Here is a 20,774-nt window from a genome sequence, read left to right on the forward strand (position 1 = left end):
AATTTATTTCTTTAAATCTTCTTTTAGCTTTTTAGCTCCAGTCTCTACTTTTTCAGCTCCTTTTGCTGCAGCATCTTTTACATCCTTTCCAATTTCCTGAGCCCCTTGCTTGATGTCTTTTCCTGCATTATGAATATCTTCTTTAGCCTTCTGAGTCGTATTATCCAGTTTTTTGCCTGTTTCTTCTACTTTTTCGTGTATTTCTTTTTTCGTTTCATTGATTTTCGTAGAATCTACTCCTGTAGAAGTTTCAGTCACGGTGGTTGTAGTGGTTGTTACAGATCCGTCTGGATTTTCTACCTGTTCTGTTTTAGTAGTAGATTTAGTACAAGAAACCGCTAAAAGGCAAATAGCGAATGCTGATAAAATTTGTTTTTTCATATTTATATAATTTTAGTTTTATTCCGTTTTTACTTCCGAAGATTCCGATGCTTTCTTTTGTTTCTCTTCATTGGCCTTCTTCTTTTCCTCTTCTTGTTTCTTCTTATTTTCTTTCTCCAATTCTTCTGTAATTCGTTTTTCCTCAGCCTGAAGCCTTGCCGCTTCTTTTATAGAATCCTGATATTTTTGAGAAGACATTTTTATTTTCCTAATCACATCTTCTGATGTAGCTCCTGCAGAAAAAGAATCTATTGCCGTGGTATCATAATGAGGTTTCAAATCTTGTGAATTATCTACATATACCGGATCTTTTTTTGAACAGGCACTGAAAATGAATACAAGAAGTATTACCGAGAAAGTATTTTTCATGGAACTAATTTAGCAGAAATTCTGCAATTACCGGATAATGATCTGATAATTTAACCGAATGATCTACTTTATAGCTCAAAGGAATTATTGATTTTGAACTAAATATATAATCAATTCTAAGTGGAACTTTATAGTCATGAAAGCTTGTAGAAATTCCGTTTCCTACCGTTAAATAGGCATCCTGGAGATCTTTCCCCAGATTATAATATTCATAAGAATTAGGGACAGAATTAAAATCTCCGGCCAAAATCACAGGATAAGGAGACAAATCAACAACTTTACGGATTTTTTTAATCTGGTTTTCGTGAGCCTGAAACGTAGGAATCATATGGGAAAGAAGCTGGTGTATTTTATTTTCTTTTCCGATATCTGCTAAATTAAACATCGCTTTATTCAGTCTAAACGGTTCCAGATATACATTCACCACCCGAATAATTTTTCCGTTGATATCTACATCTGCGTAAAAAGAATTTCCTCTTGATTTATCCGTAATCAGCTCTTCTTGTCTTACAATTCTATGCTTGGTTTTTAATATCACCGTAGGATATTTTACCATATCTTTCCGCAAAGCCCTGTTGGTATCTTTTTCCTGAACTAAGATAATATCTGCATTTTGGTCTCTGATATATTTCTTTACTTTTTCCCATCCAAAATCTCCGTACTTTACATTAAAAGTCAATACTTTAATATCTCTGATACTTCTGACATTATCTGTTTTTGGAGAAAAATTGATCCATCTCCGGATAGGATTTAAAAAAATAAGTGTTCCTAAGGCAAACACTAAAGCAATTTTTTTTCTTTTAAAAATCCAGATTATTGTAAATACAATATGGACAACTATAAGATATGGAAACCCTAAGGAAAGTAGATTTAAGTTACCTAATAAGTTAGGTGCAATCCATGCATTTCCTAAAGTACATAACAATAGAATGGCAACAAGGATATGAAAAAACAGCAATATCTGGTTCGGCTTCATTAAAAACGGTGTAATCACGTTTAGTTTAACAAAAACCCTACCAATTGAGTTTATTTAACTATTTTTATGATTTTTAATCGGTTAGTTTAAAGGTAGTTATTACCGGAAAATGATCTGAAATCTGCACATTACGATCTACTTTATAACTTACAGGCTGTATTGCTTTCGAGACAAAAAAATAATCTATACGCAACGGGAATTTAAAGTCGTGAAAACTTGTACCACTTCCTCTCCCTACTTCTACAAAAGCATCTTTAAGACCATCGGAAATCTTATAATATTCATAAGAATTGGGTACAGCATTAAAATCCCCTATTACGAATACCGGATAAGGCGAATTATCGATTTCTTTTTTTATAATCTCTATCTGCTCCTGATGATCTTTAAAAGTTGGGATTAATCTTTTAACTATATTTTTAACTTTTGTTTCATCCTCATCACTGTTTCCATTGAGTTTTATCATATTCTTTTCAAACTTAAATGGCTGCAAGTATATATTGATGAATCTATATGTTTTTCCTTTTATTTCAATATCGATACGATCTGCAAATGCATTAAAATTCTGATAAAGCTGTAAATCTTTATAGTCTATCACTTTAAACTTTGAATAAAGCGAAACAATAGATATTTTTTTCTCCTTTTTAAATCCTTCAAACTGATAGTCTCCTTCTCCATCTTCCTGTAAAAAAACCAAGTCCGCATTTTGTTGGTTGATATAATCCTGAATCTTATCAACACCCAGCTTTCCCCCTTTCGCATTTAAAGAAACAATTTTAAGATCTGCTTCCTGATTTTTTTCTGAAGAATAGTTCACCCATCTTATAATGGGTTTAAAAAACAATAATCCAAGCAAAAGAAATACAAAAGCTCGTTTTTTCCAGCTTACAATCCAGAAAAAAGTAAGCAAAATATAAGCACTGATTAATACAGGAAACCCCAAAGGAAGCAAATTGAACCAAGGAAATACTTTAGGAGGAACAAAACTATTCATCAATACTCCTAGTAAGAGAATGAATATTCCTAAATGCAGTATTAAAAGGATCAGACGAAAAACTTTCACAGAATGTTTTTAATTAAATCTATACAAATGTTTTCTCCAAATTCTGGCTAAAATCCAACCCACCAACGCTCCACCAACGTGAGCAAGATGAGCAATTCCTCCTCCATTTCCTGAAACTCCTAAATAGATAGAGATAACAATTACTATTGGCATTACATATTTTACTTTCATAGGAACCGGAATAAACATGATTCCGATTTTCGCATCAGGATAAAGCGTTGCAAATGCTGTCACAACTCCAAAGATAGCACCGGAAGCTCCAACCATAGGAGTTCTTAAAACATCATAAAGCTGTTGTGAAAGCTCTTTTCCTTCTTGGGTTGTTGCACTAATATTCATGTTTCCGGAATAGCCAATTTCTGCTTTTGAATATATTTCAGAAGCATTTATTCCCAAATTTTCCAACCCAGAAACAATCTGCTGAACTTCAATAAAACTCCAAAGATTAAACAAAAAGAAAGCTCCTAAACCACTTAGAAAATAGAGAATCAGATATTTCTTTTCTCCTAATGACTGTTCTAAAATTGGTCCAAAACTAAATAATGTCAACATATTAAAAATAATATGCATATAACCACCATGCATAAACATATGCGTAATAATCTGCCAAGATTTAAAGTTTGGAGAAAAAGGATAAAATCCTGAAAGTGTATTATATAATTGTGGCATCATAAAAAATGTCACAATAAAAACAATCACATTGATAATGATAATATTTCTTGTAATCGGTGGTATATTATTAAACATCTTTAAAATTTGTTTTTAAAATCATTAAACGGAATTTCGTAGAAACATCTCTTTCCATTGGGAAGAAACTCCGGAAAACCTAATGCCGTAAAGTCTTTAATAAGCTGTTCTGCATCTTTTTTGTAGATGAAATCGAAACGGGATTTTGATTGCATTTTATTCCATTGATTCTGATAAAAATGCATAAACTCTTCTTCGGTCTTATACTCCAGAATATCAAAAAGGTTTTCCAAAAACTTCATTACCTGAGTTTCTTTCAATCCTTCAGGAACTGCATCTATTCTCAATACATTTTCATGAGCGATACTCATCTCAAATCCAAGCTCCGGAAGGTATTTTTTTATCGATTTGTATTTATTTTTCTCAATCTCATTCATGTGATATTCCAAAGAGAAAAGAAGGGCATGACTCAGTGAAGAACCTTTTTTATCCGACTTATTATTTTCTGAAACCGTTAATCGGTGCATTCTTCCAAGATCCAACATCAGTGTTCTATCTCCTTTATTGAACACCCAATATCCGTTGGGCAACCTCATCAGGTCTTCATCAAAATCTTCATCTTCAAATAAATTGATTTTTGACGGTTCTGCAGCGATATTCTGATGATACATTTCCGCTAGATTTTGAATTTCCGCCTGCTTTATAGCTCCTCTTTCTTCCAAAAACGGATTGTAATCTTTATCTACAATGATTTCCGGCATTTTAATAAATCCGCTTCCTCCTCCGCTGTTGCTTTTACTTGGAAAAGTTTTCTGCAGCATTTCATCCAACTGAGGATCTTTTTCAAAATCAAGACTTGGGGCTACATTATAAATTCCCAGTGATCTTTTAATTGTCGAACGTAATAAGGCGAAAATAAGATGCTCATCTTCAAACTTTACCTCCGTTTTTTGCGGATGAATATTAACGTCAATTTTTTCAGGATCAAGCTCTAAGAAAAGGAAGAATGTAGGGATATAACCCGGTAAAAGCAGTCCTTCAAACGCTTCCTGCACCGCTTTATTGAAATATGGGCTCTTAAAATATCTTCCATTAACGAAAAGAAATTGTTCGCCTCTTGTTTTTTTGGCGCCTTCCGGTTTTGCAACAAACCCATGAAGCTTACACCAGATAATATCTTCTTTGATCGGGATTAATTGTGGCTGCAGTTTTCTTCCGAAAATATCTACAATACGCTGCATCTGGCTTCCTTTTCTCAGTCTGAAAACCGCTTCATCATCATGAAATAAAGAAAATTCTAAGTTTTCATGAGCCAAAGCCACTCGTTGAAATTCGTCGATTACATGTCTGAATTCAATATTATTGTTTTTTAGAAACTTTCTTCTCGCCGGAACGTTATAAAATAGGTTTTTGACTAAGAAATTAGATCCGTCAGCTGTTTGCACAGGATCCTGAAACTGGAAAACACCTCCTTCAATATAAATATTTGTTCCGATGGTCGTGTCTTTCTGCTTGGTTCTTAATTCAACCTGAGAAACCGCTGCAATAGAAGCCAAAGCCTCGCCTCTGAACCCTTTTGTGGCAATTTTAAAAATATCTTCCGTCCCTCTGATCTTTGAAGTAGCGTGTCTTTCGAAAGCCAGTCTTGCATCTGTCTCAGACATTCCCTTTCCATCATCAACGACCTGGATAAGGTTTTTTCCTGCATCTCTTATAATCAATTCTACTTTGGTAGCATCTGCATCTATTGCATTTTCTAAAAGTTCTTTCACAATAGACGCCGGTCGCTGCACGACTTCTCCTGCTGCAATTTGATTGGCTACATGATCCGGTAAAAGCTGAATAATATCTGACATAAAAAACGTAAAATCAACTTACAAAAATAAGTAATGAAAACGGGAATAAAAACTTTCTATCCCCGAATTAAAATTTAATTATTAACATATCAACAACCTAGCCACCTTTAAATGTGAGCCAAATTGACAATACAATACTATTTTTCTTAAAAATGCAATCCCCTAATTGCACGATACAATTAGAGGATTGATTCACAGCTAGTTTACACAAAATTAATACTGAAGTATTTTTATTTTTCTATTATTAGTCGTCAAATACAAGTTTTCTTTTTTCTTTACTTTTTGGAATCCCATGAATCTTATCATATAAATAAGCGACAAGATTAGGTCTTTTATAGATTTTCGCATATCTGTATCTTGTATTGAAATGCCTTACGTGAATTTTATAGGCATCATAACCAATGACCACCAGAAGACATAAACTTATCACATAAAATACCCTAAATTCGAGATAGTAATAGGTAAGTCCGGAAAATACAGCTCCCAAAACATACGCCATCATGATACTCATCAATAGCTTAGCTCTTGCAATTAACTCTGGGTTTTTTCTGTATTTTTTCTGAGTAAACATCGAGAACAATATCCCAAGATCGGTTGTTGTTCCGGTAAGATGAGTTGTTTTCACCGAGAAATTGGAAATACTTGCCGTTAATCCGTTCTGTAATCCCGTTGCAAACAACATTAAAGCCACCAACGACTCTGTTTCCACCAATGTTTTCTGATAGAAAAACTGACCATAGATCCCTACGAACAGCAAGCAAATTATCTCTAAAACAATAGGCATTGCATGAGCAAAATACTTACTCTTTTTATTAAAATTAATAACAATAAAATTGGATAGAAAACTTCCAAAGAAAAATAGGAAAATCCAGCCTCCCACTGCCAGAACCTGAGTCCAGTTTCCTTTACTTATTTCCGCCGCCAAAATAGCATAGTGTCCTGTTACGTTTGATGTAAATGAGAGAAATATCAATAGAGAAGCTATATTTATAGTTCCTGCCGTAAAGGCAGTCAGCGTTCCCAGTTTTATGTTATCCCCCAACGTTCTGCTGTTACTATAATTTCTTAACATTTTATCTTTTTTTGAAAATTAGAATTAGGCAAAAATCTCAGCAAGCCTTCCTCTTTCAGGCAGCCTTTCATGAATCTCAATGATTATTTCCTGAGACTGAAGATGTTTACATTTTTTGATATAAGGAATAAGATCGAATTTCCCTTTTCCTTTGCTTTTTATTGATGAGCTATAGTAAGCTTCCTCAATCCTTTCTGCCTTTATATAATGATCGAAGGTTCTCTGGAAGCTTCCGGTAAAAACATCACAGATAATTTTTTCTATAAGATGCGGATATTTATTTCTGATAATCTCGTAGGCATCATTAAACTCCTGCGGTCTTATTTTATTGAAAATCGTGGTTTTAGTGTTGAAGAGAAGATCTCTGATAGAATCTCCCATTTCGTATCCTGAAACCAGAAAAATAGTATACTGGTTTTGATCTTCAGCAGCGTCTTTTTCTTTAAGAACGTCTTTCAGTATATTTAAAGATTCAAGAGAATAATCTGTAGCTATTAAAATTGTTTTAGTCATATCTTAAGATTTAGTTTTATAGTATCTTTTTGATGATACAAAACTAGAATGACCAAATTAGAAGCTCTTTGGAATGGAATTAAAATGTCATTAAAGAGATTAGAATGAGATTAGAAAATTGTTAAGACTTATTAATATGAATAATCTTACGGCTGTTTTTCTTCTGTAAAAACACTGTAGAAATTAGGAAAACGAAGCTGTACTGTAGTTCCCTGGTTTTCGTATGAACTCACGATCAATTCACCATGATGCATTCTTACGATGTTTCTTGCTAAAGGAAGACCAATTCCGTAGCCTTCGTAGTTTTTGGTATTGGATGCACGGAAAAAAGGATCATAGATTTTATTCATTTCCTCTTCAGGAATTCCGATTCCGTTATCTTTCACAATAATATAAACATCTGTATCCGTTGCACCCAGCGAAACTTTAACCTGCTGGAAATTAGAATATTTACACCCGTTCTGAATGATATTCGTAACGGCAAGATGCAATAATTGCTCGTTACCCTGAACTTTCAGTTTTTTCGGATTATCCGGCAACATACTGATGTCCAAATAGATATTGTTTCTTGAATCGATTCTTCGCAATGTTTCAATAACATCCCAAAGTAACTGATCAATTCTCACTTTATCCATTTTCTGAATCTTTCCATCGAACCCGGTTTGGGCAATCATCAGAAGCGCCTTGATTTTTTTGTCTAATTTTTCAGCTTCATCCAAAATGATTCCTAACGTTTCTTTATACTCTTCATTCGTTCTGGAAATGGAAAGCGCAACATCCGCTTCACCCATAATGGATGTTAAAGGCGTTCTTAATTCATGAGAGACATTACCAATCAGGTGATTTTGAGTTTCAAAAGAAGTTTCGATACGGTTGAGCATATCATTAAAAGTATCCACCAATTCGTTCAGTTCTTTATTATCAGGCTGAGATTCAAGGCGTAAATGAAGGTTTTCAGAACTTATTTCCTTTACTTTTCCTGTAATTTTTAAAATTGGCTTAAATAAGGTTTTAGATAAATAAAAAGAGAAAATCATACTGAAAAACAATGACAGCACAATACACGTTATCAACGTTCTTTTTAAAAAACCTAAATAATAAACCACATAATGATTTTTGGCAGAAGCTATGGCGATGTAACTTTTATCATCATGTTTAAAGGTCTTGCCGATATAATAGAATTCTTTATCATTATAGTTGGCTTCACCCTTCTTCGCTATGCTTTTGAAAAAATAATCAGGAATATGAACTTCGTGTGAGATTTTTTTAAAGTTGGAATCCGTCGGAATGGCAAAAACATAATCCCTTTCCATCGGAAGCTCTTCGTCATTCAGACTATTTAAAATATAATTCTCAGGAAGATCGAGATCGTCTTTACTTTTTTCAATCTGAACAATCGTTGTTGCTCTAATTTTTAACAATTCATAAAACCTTTGATGTGAAAAGTTGACAATCGAAAAATACACCAAACCACTGAACAACAATATGATGGCGGTAAAAACCAACATCAAAAGCACCATCGTTTTGGTCTGATTTGTGACAACTTTATTAAACATCCATTACGGTTTTTTCAGCACGTAACCCATTCCTATCACGGTGTGAATCAATTTATTATCGTCATGATTATCCAGTTTTTTTCTTAAATAATTTACATAAACATCCACCACATTTGTTCCCAATTCGTAGTTCACCCCCCAAACAGCTTCCAAAACCTCTGTTCTGGAAATTACTTTTTCAGGATTATTTAAGAAATACATCAATAATTTATACTCTGTTGAAGTCAGAGAAATTTCCTCTCCTCCACGCGTAACTTTCTTTGTGTAATCATTTAAAATCAAATCTGAAAATTGAAAAACATGTTCATTATCAACTTCAGGTTCTATAACTTCCGGAACAGATCCACCGCTATTACTTCGTCTCAATAGAGATTTCACTCTAGCTACTAATTCAATGAATTTAAATGGTTTTACCAAATAATCATCCCCTCCACTTTCAAGACCAAGTACAATATTTTCGGAAGTTCCCAACGCCGTTAAAAATAAAATCGGAACATGCTGATTGGTTTTCCTGATTTCCTTACAGGCATCCAAGCCGTTCATTTCCGGTAGCATGATATCTAAAATTACCAAATCAAAATCGTTTGCCTGTACCAATTGTACACCAGTACGCCCATCAAAAGCCACTGAAACTTCATAGCCGTTTTCCTGCAACCCTTTTTTAATAAAGGACACTACACTGGTTTCGTCTTCGATGAGGATAATTTTTTTCATTGAAATAGGAATTAGACAAAAATAAAGAATTTATTTGGGTTGGAAGTAAGAGGCAGGAAGCAGAGAAAATGAATGATGAAGATTTATAAACAAAAAAGCACCCTGAAAAATCAGCGTGCCTTCTCTTTAACAAAATTGAAATATATCTAAAAAGTGAGTTCCAACAACATCTTCGTATCACAACGCTCATAAGGAGAATCGCTTACCTGAATATGTTGAAAGCCTAGCTTTTCATAGAGTTTTATCGCAGGAACGAGTGACGAATTGGTTTCAAGAAAGATTTCTTTTGCTTTTAAACCTTTTGCTTTATCAATCAGCGCTTCACCAATTAAATACCCGATCTTTTTTCCCTGAGCTTTCGGACTGACTGCCATTTTTGCAAGCTCAAATATTAATGGATCTTCAGAAGTTTTTATTAAAGCACAGGTTCCTACCACCTCATCATTTAAAAGAGCAAAAACAATGTGCCCTCCTTTATTAATAATATAATCTTCAGGATGATCAAGCATTTTATAATCGCTTGCTTCCATTTTGAAAAACTTGCTGATCCATTCTTCATTTAAGTTTCTGAAATCCTGTTGATATGTTGGATCATAATCAACAATTTTCACTTCATTATTATATTCGTTCATCGTATTTAAATTTTATTTTTTATCATTTTCCCTAATTTCTCAAGATCACTTTCTACACGATCCGTCCATTCCAAGGCATAATTTAAACGCATACAATTCTGATATTGATTGTACTGTGAAAACATTCTTCCCGGCGCAAAGTTTATTTTCTGACTAAAAGCTTCGTCATAAAGATCTTCTGTACAGATTCTTTTATCCAATTCCAGCCACAGCATAAAACCTCCTTTCGGTTCCGATACTTTTGTATTATCCGGAAAATAAGCTGCCACCGACTTTTGAATCTGGTGATAATTAGCCTGTAATTTATTTCGGAACGTTCTCAAATGATGATCATATCTTCCATATTCCAGGAAATCCGCAATGACATCTGAGTATAAAGACGGGCTACAAACGGTTTGCACTAATTTTTGACGAATAATTTTATCTTTAAATTTTCCAGGAGCTACCCAACCAACCCGGTATCCTGGAGCCAAAACTTTAGTTACTGAACCTATCCACATCACCAATCCCGCTTCATCATAAAACTTGCACGGTTTCGGTCTTTCTGCTCCGAAATAAACATTTCCATAGATGTCATCTTCAATCAACGGAACATTATATTCTGTAATTAATCTTACCAGTTCCTTTTTACTTTCATCAGGCATCTGAAATCCGAGAGGATTATTAAAATTTGTCACAAAACAGCAGGCCGATAATTTTGGAAGTACTTTTTTAAGCTCATCCAGATCAACACCATTCAATGGATGCGTAGGAATTTCTACCGCTTTCAACCCTAACAATTCAATTGCCTGTAAAATCCCAAAATAAACCGGACTTTCCACTGCTACAGAATCTCCGGGTTTGGTTACCGCCATCAAGCAATTATAAACCGCATTCATCGCTCCCGAAGTAATTACAAGATCATCTTCTGTAATTTTCCCTTCCAACACCAATGCCCATTTCGCAATTTCACGACGCAGATGTTCACTCCCCTGAACCGGTTCGTAAGCTGTGCCGCTATCATTTTTTCTTTTAATGACATTATTGATGCTTTTCTTCAATTTTGCTAACGGCAGAAAACTTTCTCCTGGAATTCCCAAGGCAAACTGAGTAACATCTGTTCCGGCAATGGTTCCGAATACTTTATCAATAAGATCTTCAGGTGATTTTTCCGTTTCAGCAATCTTCATTTTCGTAATAGACGGAAGCGCCAGTTTTCTTTGTGATGTCTGACTAACAAAATAGCCATATTTAGGGCGGGCTTCTATCAATGATCGGCTCTCAAGCTCCATGTAAGCCTGTTTTATTGTATTCAGACTTACATTATATAACTTCTGAGCACTTCTTAATGAAGGCAACCTATCTCCAAGCTGCAGTGTTTCGCTTTTAATCTGCTCTGTAACAGAGTTTGCAACTTTAAGATATAGAGCATCTTTGGACATAAAGATTTGTTTTTAAGTAAAATTACAATTTTAAAAGATGTTATATTGAACCATTCAACCAATCAGCCATCCTTTGAATATTATATTTCAGCTGTTCCGGATCTCTGAAATTTTCCGAACTATTTCTTTTACAATAATCTTTAGCCCTTATCTTAAAATCCTCCTCTTCTCTTACGGTAAAATCTGGATTTTTGTAAATCACAAAATCAATTTGATGAGTAAGAGTAATAATAAGACTAGCAAACGCTACAATTTTATTCTGCTTTTTTGCTAAAAGAAAAGGAACTCCATAGTTTTCATTCACCTTATTCAATCCGAACTTCTGAAGAAAAAAGTTTTTCAGTTCTAAAATATCTGACGCATAGACTTCAGCATAATGAAGCCGATCCTGATGTTGAAGAGTCATTTCCATACTATCTGCTTTACTTCAACAAATTTATAGAGTATTCTTTTTTAGATACAGATACAGAAGTTTACATTTTTATGGGTACAGATTTTTAAACATTTACAATGAATTTCAAATAAGCGGGAAATATTATTTAACACGTCGAGTTCTGTCGCAGTCATGGGTGATCTTTGTATTAATAAAAAACAAACCATGAATACAGCCATTAGAAATTAGGGTGGAATCTTGCCACAACCACCTAAAAAAATAAGGCTAAAACCTGAAAGCCATCCAACAAAAGGAACTTTCAAATCTTAACCTATTTTAAACCAAATCAAAATTACAAAATGCCAACCAATAAAAACAATGTTTCCCAGACATTATTCAAATTCGTGAGTTTAAGAAACCCGAAACTCACAGAAACAAAATCAAAAAACTTAGGATTCATTCAACGTCCGGACAAAGTAAAGGGAGTTTTTGACGGTGTAACTTTTGCCAATCTTCTGAAAAAAGCAGATGAATTTCAATCAACTTCTATTAAATCTGTAAAAGAGCTTGAGGATGGAGAATTTGCGAAGCTTTTAAATATCGGAAGAAAGATTGCAAGAGGAGAAACTTTAGACAAAGATGAAACCGCTTATACTTCAGATTATTATAAAACAACCTTAGATGCTAATAAACAATTGACCGCTAAAGGGTTGAAAGACTACACGACATTCTGGGATAACCTTATTTATCAAACACTTACTCAAAAAGATTTTTATATTAAGGAGTCTGTTATCCATATTCTGAAAGCTTTACAATCCGGTTTTGCTCAAAATCTTGAAATCACTCCTGAAACAAAAAAAATTAACGGAGATGATTTTTTAGCTAAATCTTTAGAAGCAAAAGTAGCTTTACCGAAAGAAATTTTCCAAAATCAGGAAAGCAATCCTTCAAAAATCACAGAAGAAGCGGGAACCCCATTTTACAACGATAAAAACATCAAGTTTGCTGAAGCAAAACTTCAATTGGAAGCCAATGCTAAACTGGTTTCTGCGCTTCAAAAAGCAGAAGGTAATTATAGAAAAGAATACAATACAGCTTACGATAAAGAGTTTGCAAGATATCAGGAAAGTGTAAATCCGGCTCAAAATGATTATAAAAATACTTTTAGAGAGGCTGAAAACAGAAAAATAGCGATTGAAAGCAGGGTAAATTATCTGACAAATCTAAGCGCAGGAGATCCTGAAGCATTCGTTAAAAACCCGGTATTAAGCGAAGAGCTTTCAAGGTTTACACAGGAGCTTATCGGGTTCAAATTTCCAACCATTGATATTGCAGAGTTTAAACTTGATTTCAGGCCAGAAATAAATGCAGATGAATTGCAAGGAAGTCTGGATGAAGAAAACAAAAATACATTAAATAGAATCCTGGGAACTACCAATACAGCTAATGCTCTTTCAGGAATTACAACTTATTCTGAATTGCAGGAAAATATTTCCCAAAATTCATTAGGCTTACAGCAATTAGTTTTAGAAAACACGGTTCTTAATGAACAAATTACAGCCAATATTGGAGGGATTGCTGTTCCTGTAAATACTGGATCTTCAACATCTTCATATATTCCTTATAGTGTAAAAACCGTTGCTAAAAGTGCAACCGAATGGAGTATCTTGCTTACAGTCGATAATTACAGTCATCATATCGTTTCTGGGAATTATAAAGCGACCATCAACGGAACAAACATTGCTTCTACCAATGTTTTGAAAACGGCAACCGGAGTCAATATGTTATTTGACAGTAATCCAAGAATTACAACAGCACAAACAGCATCTACAGGAGGATTTACACTTCAAGGAGATATTACGCTTTCTGATGGAAAGCTTTATTCTTTGGATGTTACCCTTGTAAAAGATCCTTATGATATTGACAGGCTTACCAAGCAGGGCGTTTTCAAAGGAAGTGCTGCTTTTACCGCAAAAATAAATACCGGCGGAGTTGGTACCGGAACTGTTACACAAATTACCGCACCATTCGTTCCTTCAGGTTTTGGAATGAAAAGCATTGGTGTGGCAGATTATCTTAAAGTTGAACAAAGTCTTCAGGGTTATGTAGAAGGAGAAGTTGCTCATATTGAGAACGTAATGGCTCGTGAGCGTAGAGAAAAATCTACCAAGAAAACAACAAAGAGTGAAATTACGACCATGGAATCTTCCGATTCTGAGAAAGAGCAGTTACGTGACACTACTTCTACGGACAGATTTGAGCTGCAAAGCGAGATTGCGAAAGTAATTCAAAAATCAAAAGATCTGAATGTTTCTGCCCATGTAGAAGGATCTTATGGTCCGGTAAGCTTTGGTGTGGCAGGATCTTACGCCTCTCACAATGCTCAGGAAGAAAGTGTAAAACAAGCAACCACTCAAGCAAAAGAAATTACTCAAAAAGCAACCGACAGGATCATCAGCAGGGTTCATAAAGAACGTACTGAAAAAATGATTGAAGAATTTGAAGAAACAAATATTCACGAATTCGACAACAGAAAAGGGGACAAACATGTTGTAGGAGTTTACAGATGGGTAGATAAAATCATGAAAAACCAAATTTACAATTACGGCAAGCGTATGATGTTTGAGTTCATGGTCCCTGAACCTGCCAAACTTCATACTTTAGGAATGAAGATTTCCAAAAACATGGAAAATCAGCTTGTAAAACCTGTCGATCCTAGGGAATCTGTGGTTCACACCATGAAAGACTACACGTCATTAAACGATGAAACCATCTTAAAATACTGGTTAAGTAAATACAATGTTGCTTTAGAAAATGAGCTTAAACCCGAGTTTATTTACACAGGGAAGTCTTTTTCCTTTAAAGCAGATGAAGTAAAAGACAATAGTCATGAAAGATATGGAGAAAGTGCCGATCTGGAAATTGAAGAAGGCTACGAAACCGTTTCAGCAATTGCTCAGTGGGCAGAAAGTTGGGATGATCCATACAGAGATACTATTAAACTGATTATTGGTGATAAATTATTAACTAAAAACTATTCAACCGATGTTTCAGGATATAAAACGACTGTTCCTATTTCTTATTCTGCATTAGGACACCTTTCCGGTAACATGGCTGTTAAAATCAAGCTGAAATTGACTGATCAGGAAAAGAATAAACAAAAGCAGACAATTTTCAACAAAATCATTGCTGCTTATGAAAAAGTAAAGCTTAAATATGAGCAGGATCTTGCGACCATTAAGAGTCAGGGAGTTGCAATATTAGGTTCTAATCCTGGATTTTACAGACAGATTGAAAATACGATTCTTAAAAGAAACTGCCTGTCTTACATGATTAATCAAAATCCTTCTGCCGCTTTAACATTCGGAAAAAATAAATATTATAAAACGAATACTGCGGAAGAAAGTTTCCTAAATTCTGAAATTAAAGTAGACAGTTCATTAGACCAATATTCTGCCTTCGTTAAGTTTATGGAACAAGCCTTTGAATGGGATATTATGAGCTACTTCTTATATCCATATTATTGGGGAAACAGAGACAGGTGGAGCGAACTTTATCAGTTTGATGATAATGATGCTACCTTCAGAGCGTTTATGCAAGCCGGAATGGCAAGAGTAATCGTTACTGTAAGACCCGGTTTCGAAGAAGCTGTGAAACATTATCTTATGACAGGACAAATCTGGAACGGCGGTGAAGTTCCTGTAATTAATGATGATTTATTCTTGTCAATCGTAGATGAAATGCGTAAAACAGAAGGGGAAAAGTATGGAAAAGCTTGGGCAACACGTCTTCCGACAGCCTTAACAATCCTTCAGGCACAAACGATTGGATTAAATGTTACAAAAGCATTACCATTTGATGAAGATCTTTCTGATTACCCGGATCCGACACAGGTACCTCAGTCAGCTCAGATTGCTATTTCTGAGTCTCAACTAGGAGTTGGACAAAGCACAGAAAAACCAGGACGTATTCAAGGTCAGATCAAAGGATTGAAACCAGAAACAAGTCCGGAAATCATGCTTAAAAACATGGATAAATCTCCTGTAGATTTTACAAATCCCGATAAAGACGGATATTTCTGGCTGGAAGAAATTCCTGTAGGAAAATATGAACTATGTTTAGATGAAAATGACGATCTCAGAAACCAATATTATATCGATGAGGGCAAAGTAACCCAAGTTGTGACAATTAAGGAAGGAGATACAGTATCAATCGACTTATCCGTAAGTAAAATCTAATAACCAAAATCATACAGTAAGTTTTAGGCAGTGGGATTAAAGCCTGCTGCCTTGGCTTATTGTACACCTATCAAAAATACTAAAATGAAACCAGCAACAATAACCGGGATAGGACTCAAGTCATCTCCGGTAAATAATAACTATCAAAGAATTTTTATTACCACCAATGGGTTTGATGAAAACAGACATCGCCTGATATTGAGAGTAAGTGGAAAATTTCATGATGAACTCACCAATTTTTTCTTTAAAGATCTTGTTATAACGGCTGATAAAGATTCACAAAACATTTTAAATCCCTTGTTTTGGCAACCGGAAACGAGTATCTATGCACAATTATTCGATTATAAAGAAGATAAAGTAATCGCTACATTCAGACAGGATTTTTCAAAATCCTTTTTGGTGTGGCAAAAAGAAGAAGCCCTGCAAAAAGTTTCGGAAAACTATTTCAATCTTTATTGGCATACCAACAGAAAAGTGGCAAAAGTTCAGGGACCCTACGATCAAAAAGGAAATTTAGTAACCGCTGTAAAAGAAGGAGAAAGCTATCAATTCTTGGCAACGCCTAATCAAAAATTGAACAAAGTTGAGACACTTTCCGTAAAATGGGGCTATCGATACGATGACGGCGATTTCGTTTTATTTAAAAATCATTCGGAAAAAACAACAACCGATGGAAAGAATATGATGACCTGTTCTTTTCACAAAGATCCTGCAAAAATAAAAGTATATGCCTTTTTTGTAAAAGAAAGTGAAGATGTGATGGTAGAATTTAGCAATTCAGGAAAAACTAGCGAAACAGAAAATGACAGTTTACCTTCAAACGAAGATCAACCTGTACCCCCAACAACTCCTGAAAACGGAATATGCATTGAGGAAGCCAGGGTAAGAGCATTCATGAGAATGGTAAGAGTCGGGGAAGCAACAGGAGAACTGATAAAATTTTATGATAAGAAACAGAAAAAAACGGTATACATCGCTCGAGATCCGGAAAAGGGCTACAGAACAGCATTCGGAGGAAATACAATAACCGATCTCAGCACACATCCACAAAAAAATTATGGGGGTTCTACCGCTGCAGGCGCTTACCAGATTATGCGCTATACATGGTGGTGGCTGAATGGAGAAAAGCTAAACGATGATAATACCAAAGCGGGAGTTTATGAAAAAGCTCATGATTATGTAAAAAAATATAAAATCAAGGATTATTCTCCTGCTTCACAAGATAAACTTTGTGTAATTATTTTCAAACACAAACAAAAAGGCTTGTTAGATCTTATTGTGAAAGATGAAATAGAAAAGGCCATTAGAAACCAAGGAAGTGGAGAATGGGCAAGCTTACCTCACAAAGGAGATAATAGCCGATATAAGTTTAACGGAAAGCCTCAACCTGCAACTCCATTTAAAGTCTGTATGGAACATTACAACAAATTTTTAAAAGAAGAGCTTGAAGGAAAAAGTTATCTGCATCTTGAAAAAGGATTTTTAAAAGAATTTGGGATTACTACTTGTAATAAACAAAAACCAGCCGACAAAGAACAGACGGTTGCAAGTACAACAACACCCAATCCTCAACCTCAAGATCCTTCTCAAAATAATGAAAATTCACAAACCTCTCCTACTAATGGTATTATTACATATCATATATTCAATGGAGGAAAGATTGAGAAACACATTCCAAAAACAATTCAGAAAGATTTTGAAAAAAAATACAAATATATTTATCATGATAAAGCTTCTATAGAGCATGTATTAGGCACGTTTAATTTTAAATTGACAACAGAAATAAATCAAGGAAATAAAGTAGGTACAAACAAAATAGAATTAGTTGACGTTCGTGAATTTAAAGGATATAGCAACGGAGGTGTGAAATTAAAATTTTTAACGCTGAATACAGAAAGCGAAAGATATTATATAAATCCTGATTGCTATGCTGGATTATTAGGCGCAATGGCTGATCAAAATATTGATTTTTTAGGCTTCAATGGGTTTAGTAATTATCAAGGTAAATCTACCGGAGGAAGTTCATCTCATCGAAATGGAGAAAAAGGAGATTTAAGGTATTTATCTAAAAACAAAAAAGGAGAAGCAACCTATCTACAACATTCTCATTTCGACGTAATTAATCAAAATAAATTTAATGATGCACTATATAATTTTGGCTGGGGAAGATCAGAGAAAATGTACTCAGAATATTTTACTTATAACGGAAATAACAGCTATTTACTAAATCATACTAAACATATGAAAAAAGAAGGAAAAAATGGATACAGGCATTACCACCATCTGCACCTTACAGGTTTTAACCATCAATCTATAAAAGTTATCCGTGAAAGTTGATTTTATTATATGTAAAGACCTCTAAAATATATATATAGATAATTTTAAATTTCAGAAAGTAAGAATGAATCTTACTTTCTTTTAATGGTCTAAAAACAAAAAACCCTCCGTAATAAATTACAGAGGGTTTTAGTACCCCGGGCGGGACTTGAACCCGCACGCCAAAAGAGGCACAGGATTTTAAGTCCTGCGTGTCTACCAGTTCCACCACCAGGGCATGGAGTGGAGCGAAAAACGGGATTCGAACCCGCGACCCCAACCTTGGCAAGGTTGTGCTCTACCAGCTGAGCTATTTTCGCAAAACGTGTGCGGATGAAGGGACTCGAACCCCCACGCCTCTCGGCACCAGATCCTAAGTCTGGCGTGGCTACCAATTACACCACATCCGCGTTGTCTATTTGAAAACTTAATTTTTAAAGAACTTGTTTCGTTTTTCCGTTTTCAGTGGTGCAAAGATAGGATATTTTCTTTTACCTCCAAACTTTTCAACTAAAAAAATTAAAATTTTGCATTTTTTTTTTCTCGTACCCTTTATTACGATTCATTTTCTTACTTTTACATCGTTAATTATTATGATATGGAATTACAAGGAACGATAAAGAAACTTTTTGATGCTCAGACGTTTGCGAGCGGGTTTCAAAAGAGAGAAATGGTTATTTTAACTCAGGAACAATATCCACAGCCTATAAACATAGAATTCTTGTCTGATAAGATCAGTTTATTAGATAATCTTAAAGAAGGAGAAAATGTAAAGGTAGGAATCAACATCAGAGGAAGAGAATGGGTTTCTCCACAGGGTGAAACTAAATATTTCAATTCTATTACAGGATGGAGAGTAGAAAAAGTATTCGACAACGGTTCTGAGCCTACACAAGCTGCTCCGTCTCATTCTGCTGCTCCGGTTTCAAATGAAAATCCGTTTGCAGGAGATGACGATGATGATTTACCTTTCTAATTAAAAGATAATACTGAAAAATATTAATCCTGCTTTTTAAGTGGGATTTTTTTTCCTAAATATGATTCGATTAGACGAAAGTGAGATTTCATTTCCGGATCCGGAAATTTACGATGGCCATGAAGGTATTATTGCATTTGGAGGCGATCTGTCAGTAGAACGGATTTGGTTTGCTTATCAGTTGGGTATTTTTCCCTGGTATAATCCCGGGGAAGAAATTCTTTGGTGGTGCCCCGATCCCAGATTTGTTTTGTTTCCTGATGAATTAAAGGTTTCAAAATCAATGAGAAAAATATTAAACAGAAATATTTTTACTTTTTCGGAAAATCAAAACTTCAGAGAGGTTATTAAAAATTGTCAGCAAGCAAGCAGAAAAGGACAGAGTGGAACATGGCTTTCGGATGAGCTGATGGAAACTTTCATTCAGTTACATGAATATGGATTGGCAAAAAGTATTGAAGTATGGCAGAACGGAGAACTTGTAGGCGGATTTTACGGCCTTCAAATCGGGAATGTTTTCTGTGGCGAAAGTATGTTTGCTAAGGTAAGTAACGCATCCAAAGCCGGATTTATTCATTTTGCAGAGACCAATAAAGATTTAGAGCTAATTGATTGCCAGTCTCATACAGAACATCTTGAAAGTCTGGGAGCGAGAATGATTCCAAAAAAAGAATTTTTAAAAATATTACACCAAAACAATGAACGCAGATAAAGAAAAATGGGTTCTTCTCATGATATTAAGTATTATTTGGGGATCATCTTTTATTTTAATTAAAAAATCTTTAGAACATTTCAGTCCGTATCAGGTCGGAGCATTAAGAGTTTTGATTGCCGGACTCATTTTAATGCCCATTGCGATTTCAAAGTATAAATTATTTCCGAAAAAACATTTAAAATGGCTGATTTTGGCTGCATTTACAGGCAACTTCATTCCTATGTTTCTATTTCCGATTGCAGAAACTGAAGTAAGCAGCAGTATTGCAGGAATCATTAATTCTATGATGCCGATTTTTGTGATTATTGTCGGAGCTTTGGTATGGAAGTTTGAAACCACCAGACAACAGATTGTAGGAACATTTATAAGTTTTACAGGTGTTTGTCTGCTTGCTTTCGGTGGTGATGGAGAGAGTGGAAAGTTTAAACTTATCCCTATTTTACTGTTATTATTGGCCACTTTATGCTATGCCATGAGTACAACAACGGTGAAGTCTAAATTAATGGAAGTTTCTTCCACCGTTTTATCTGCTTTTGTCTTCTCTTTTGTCTTATTTTTCCCTTCATTAATTGCGTTAAGTTTTACAGGATTTTTCTCAACCTTCAGTTTTGACGAAAATACCATGACCGGATTGATGTTTGTAAGTTTATTATCCATCTTTGGAACTGGGTTAGCAATGATGATGAATTATCGTTTATTAAAAGTTTCCACCCCTCTTTTTGCATCGACAGTTACTTTATTAATGCCGATTGTAGCCATTATTTGGGGATTTTTAGATGGTGAAAAGCTGAGTATTATTCAATTTGTAGGAGCCGGAATTATTATTGCCGGATTAATCTTTTTGAGAACAAAGCCCAACGTTATAAAAAAATAAATCCTGCATTTCTGCAGGATTTTTTATTTGATTTAAAGCTTAATT

At 34.7% G+C, this 20,774-nt stretch carries 18 protein-coding genes and 3 tRNA genes; 5 read left to right on the plus strand and 16 right to left on the minus strand.

Features of this window, described 5'->3' with window-relative positions; translation table 11 throughout:
- Positions 1–3: 3 nt before the first annotated feature.
- The 13 genes from LV842_RS04725 to LV842_RS04785 form a co-directional block, all read right to left on the minus strand.
- Positions 4–381, minus strand: a complete 378-nt coding sequence (locus LV842_RS04725; RefSeq protein ID WP_233110307.1) for a hypothetical protein — start codon at positions 379–381, stop codon at positions 4–6.
- An 18-nt stretch (positions 382–399) separates the two neighbouring features.
- A complete protein-coding gene (locus LV842_RS04730; RefSeq protein ID WP_233110308.1) occupies positions 400–750 on the minus strand; it encodes a hypothetical protein in 351 nt (116 codons plus the stop codon).
- A 4-nt stretch (positions 751–754) separates the two neighbouring features.
- A complete protein-coding gene (locus LV842_RS04735) occupies positions 755–1,726 on the minus strand; it encodes an endonuclease/exonuclease/phosphatase family protein (RefSeq protein ID WP_233110309.1) in 972 nt (323 codons plus the stop codon).
- A 73-nt stretch (positions 1,727–1,799) separates the two neighbouring features.
- Positions 1,800–2,786: an endonuclease/exonuclease/phosphatase family protein gene (locus tag LV842_RS04740; protein WP_233110310.1), complete on the minus strand. Its 987-nt coding sequence runs from the start codon at positions 2,784–2,786 to the stop codon at positions 1,800–1,802.
- Positions 2,787–2,795: 9 nt separating this feature from the next.
- Complete coding sequence (locus LV842_RS04745) at positions 2,796–3,533, minus strand: rhomboid family intramembrane serine protease (RefSeq protein ID WP_233110311.1); 738 nt, start codon at positions 3,531–3,533, stop codon at positions 2,796–2,798.
- 2 nt (positions 3,534–3,535) lie between these two features.
- A complete protein-coding gene (mutL, locus tag LV842_RS04750) occupies positions 3,536–5,329 on the minus strand; it encodes a DNA mismatch repair endonuclease MutL (protein WP_233110312.1) in 1,794 nt (597 codons plus the stop codon).
- Between the two features lie 244 nt (positions 5,330–5,573).
- Positions 5,574–6,401: a YoaK family protein gene (locus LV842_RS04755; RefSeq protein ID WP_233110313.1), complete on the minus strand. Its 828-nt coding sequence runs from the start codon at positions 6,399–6,401 to the stop codon at positions 5,574–5,576.
- Positions 6,402–6,425: 24 nt separating this feature from the next.
- Positions 6,426–6,914, minus strand: a complete 489-nt coding sequence (locus LV842_RS04760; protein ID WP_233110314.1) for a hypothetical protein — start codon at positions 6,912–6,914, stop codon at positions 6,426–6,428.
- Positions 6,915–7,060: 146 nt separating this feature from the next.
- Positions 7,061–8,470: a sensor histidine kinase gene (locus LV842_RS04765; RefSeq protein ID WP_233110315.1), complete on the minus strand. Its 1,410-nt coding sequence runs from the start codon at positions 8,468–8,470 to the stop codon at positions 7,061–7,063.
- Positions 8,471–8,473: 3 nt separating this feature from the next.
- A complete protein-coding gene (locus tag LV842_RS04770) occupies positions 8,474–9,184 on the minus strand; it encodes a response regulator transcription factor (RefSeq protein ID WP_233110316.1) in 711 nt (236 codons plus the stop codon).
- A gap of 146 nt (positions 9,185–9,330) precedes the next feature.
- Positions 9,331–9,816 carry a GNAT family N-acetyltransferase gene (locus LV842_RS04775; RefSeq protein ID WP_233110317.1) on the minus strand — a complete coding sequence of 162 codons (486 nt, stop codon included), beginning with the start codon at positions 9,814–9,816 and terminating at the stop codon, positions 9,331–9,333.
- Between the two features lie 5 nt (positions 9,817–9,821).
- Complete coding sequence (locus tag LV842_RS04780; protein ID WP_233110318.1) at positions 9,822–11,237, minus strand: aminotransferase-like domain-containing protein; 1,416 nt, start codon at positions 11,235–11,237, stop codon at positions 9,822–9,824.
- A 40-nt stretch (positions 11,238–11,277) separates the two neighbouring features.
- A complete protein-coding gene (locus tag LV842_RS04785; protein WP_233110319.1) occupies positions 11,278–11,649 on the minus strand; it encodes a hypothetical protein in 372 nt (123 codons plus the stop codon).
- Positions 11,650–11,969: 320 nt separating this feature from the next.
- On the opposite strand from LV842_RS04785, the gene LV842_RS04790 reads away from it, so the two are divergent.
- Both LV842_RS04790 and LV842_RS04795 read left to right on the plus strand, forming a co-directional pair.
- Positions 11,970–15,848, plus strand: coding sequence for a hypothetical protein (locus LV842_RS04790; RefSeq protein WP_233110320.1), 3,879 nt, complete (start codon positions 11,970–11,972; stop codon positions 15,846–15,848).
- An 84-nt stretch (positions 15,849–15,932) separates the two neighbouring features.
- Positions 15,933–18,185, plus strand: a complete 2,253-nt coding sequence (locus LV842_RS04795; protein WP_233110321.1) for a glycoside hydrolase family 24 protein — start codon at positions 15,933–15,935, stop codon at positions 18,183–18,185.
- A gap of 133 nt (positions 18,186–18,318) precedes the next feature.
- Here LV842_RS04795 and LV842_RS04800 read toward each other — a convergent pair.
- The 3 genes from LV842_RS04800 to LV842_RS04810 all read right to left on the minus strand — a co-directional run bounded on the left by LV842_RS04800 (position 18,319) and on the right by LV842_RS04810 (position 18,574).
- Positions 18,319–18,402 (minus strand) — tRNA-Leu (locus LV842_RS04800).
- Between the two features lie 6 nt (positions 18,403–18,408).
- Positions 18,409–18,484, minus strand: a tRNA-Gly gene (locus LV842_RS04805).
- Between the two features lie 8 nt (positions 18,485–18,492).
- A tRNA-Leu gene (locus LV842_RS04810) sits at positions 18,493–18,574 on the minus strand.
- Positions 18,575–18,762: 188 nt separating this feature from the next.
- On the opposite strand from LV842_RS04810, the gene LV842_RS04815 reads away from it, so the two are divergent.
- The 3 genes from LV842_RS04815 (at position 18,763) to LV842_RS04825 (ending at position 20,729) form a co-directional block, all read left to right on the plus strand.
- Complete coding sequence (locus LV842_RS04815; protein WP_233110322.1) at positions 18,763–19,140, plus strand: DUF3127 domain-containing protein; 378 nt, start codon at positions 18,763–18,765, stop codon at positions 19,138–19,140.
- Between the two features lie 61 nt (positions 19,141–19,201).
- Positions 19,202–19,852 carry a leucyl/phenylalanyl-tRNA--protein transferase gene (gene aat, locus LV842_RS04820; RefSeq protein WP_233110323.1) on the plus strand — a complete coding sequence of 217 codons (651 nt, stop codon included), beginning with the start codon at positions 19,202–19,204 and terminating at the stop codon, positions 19,850–19,852.
- The gene (locus LV842_RS04825) at positions 19,839–20,729 is read left to right on the plus strand and encodes a DMT family transporter (RefSeq protein ID WP_233110324.1); all 891 of its coding nucleotides are present in this window, start codon (positions 19,839–19,841) and stop codon (positions 20,727–20,729) included. Before aat ends, LV842_RS04825 begins: the two co-directional genes overlap by 14 nt.
- Positions 20,730–20,774: the final 45 nt, after the last annotated feature.

This window comes from Chryseobacterium gwangjuense (assembly GCF_021311115.1).
GTDB lineage: Bacteria > Bacteroidota > Bacteroidia > Flavobacteriales > Weeksellaceae > Chryseobacterium > Chryseobacterium gwangjuense.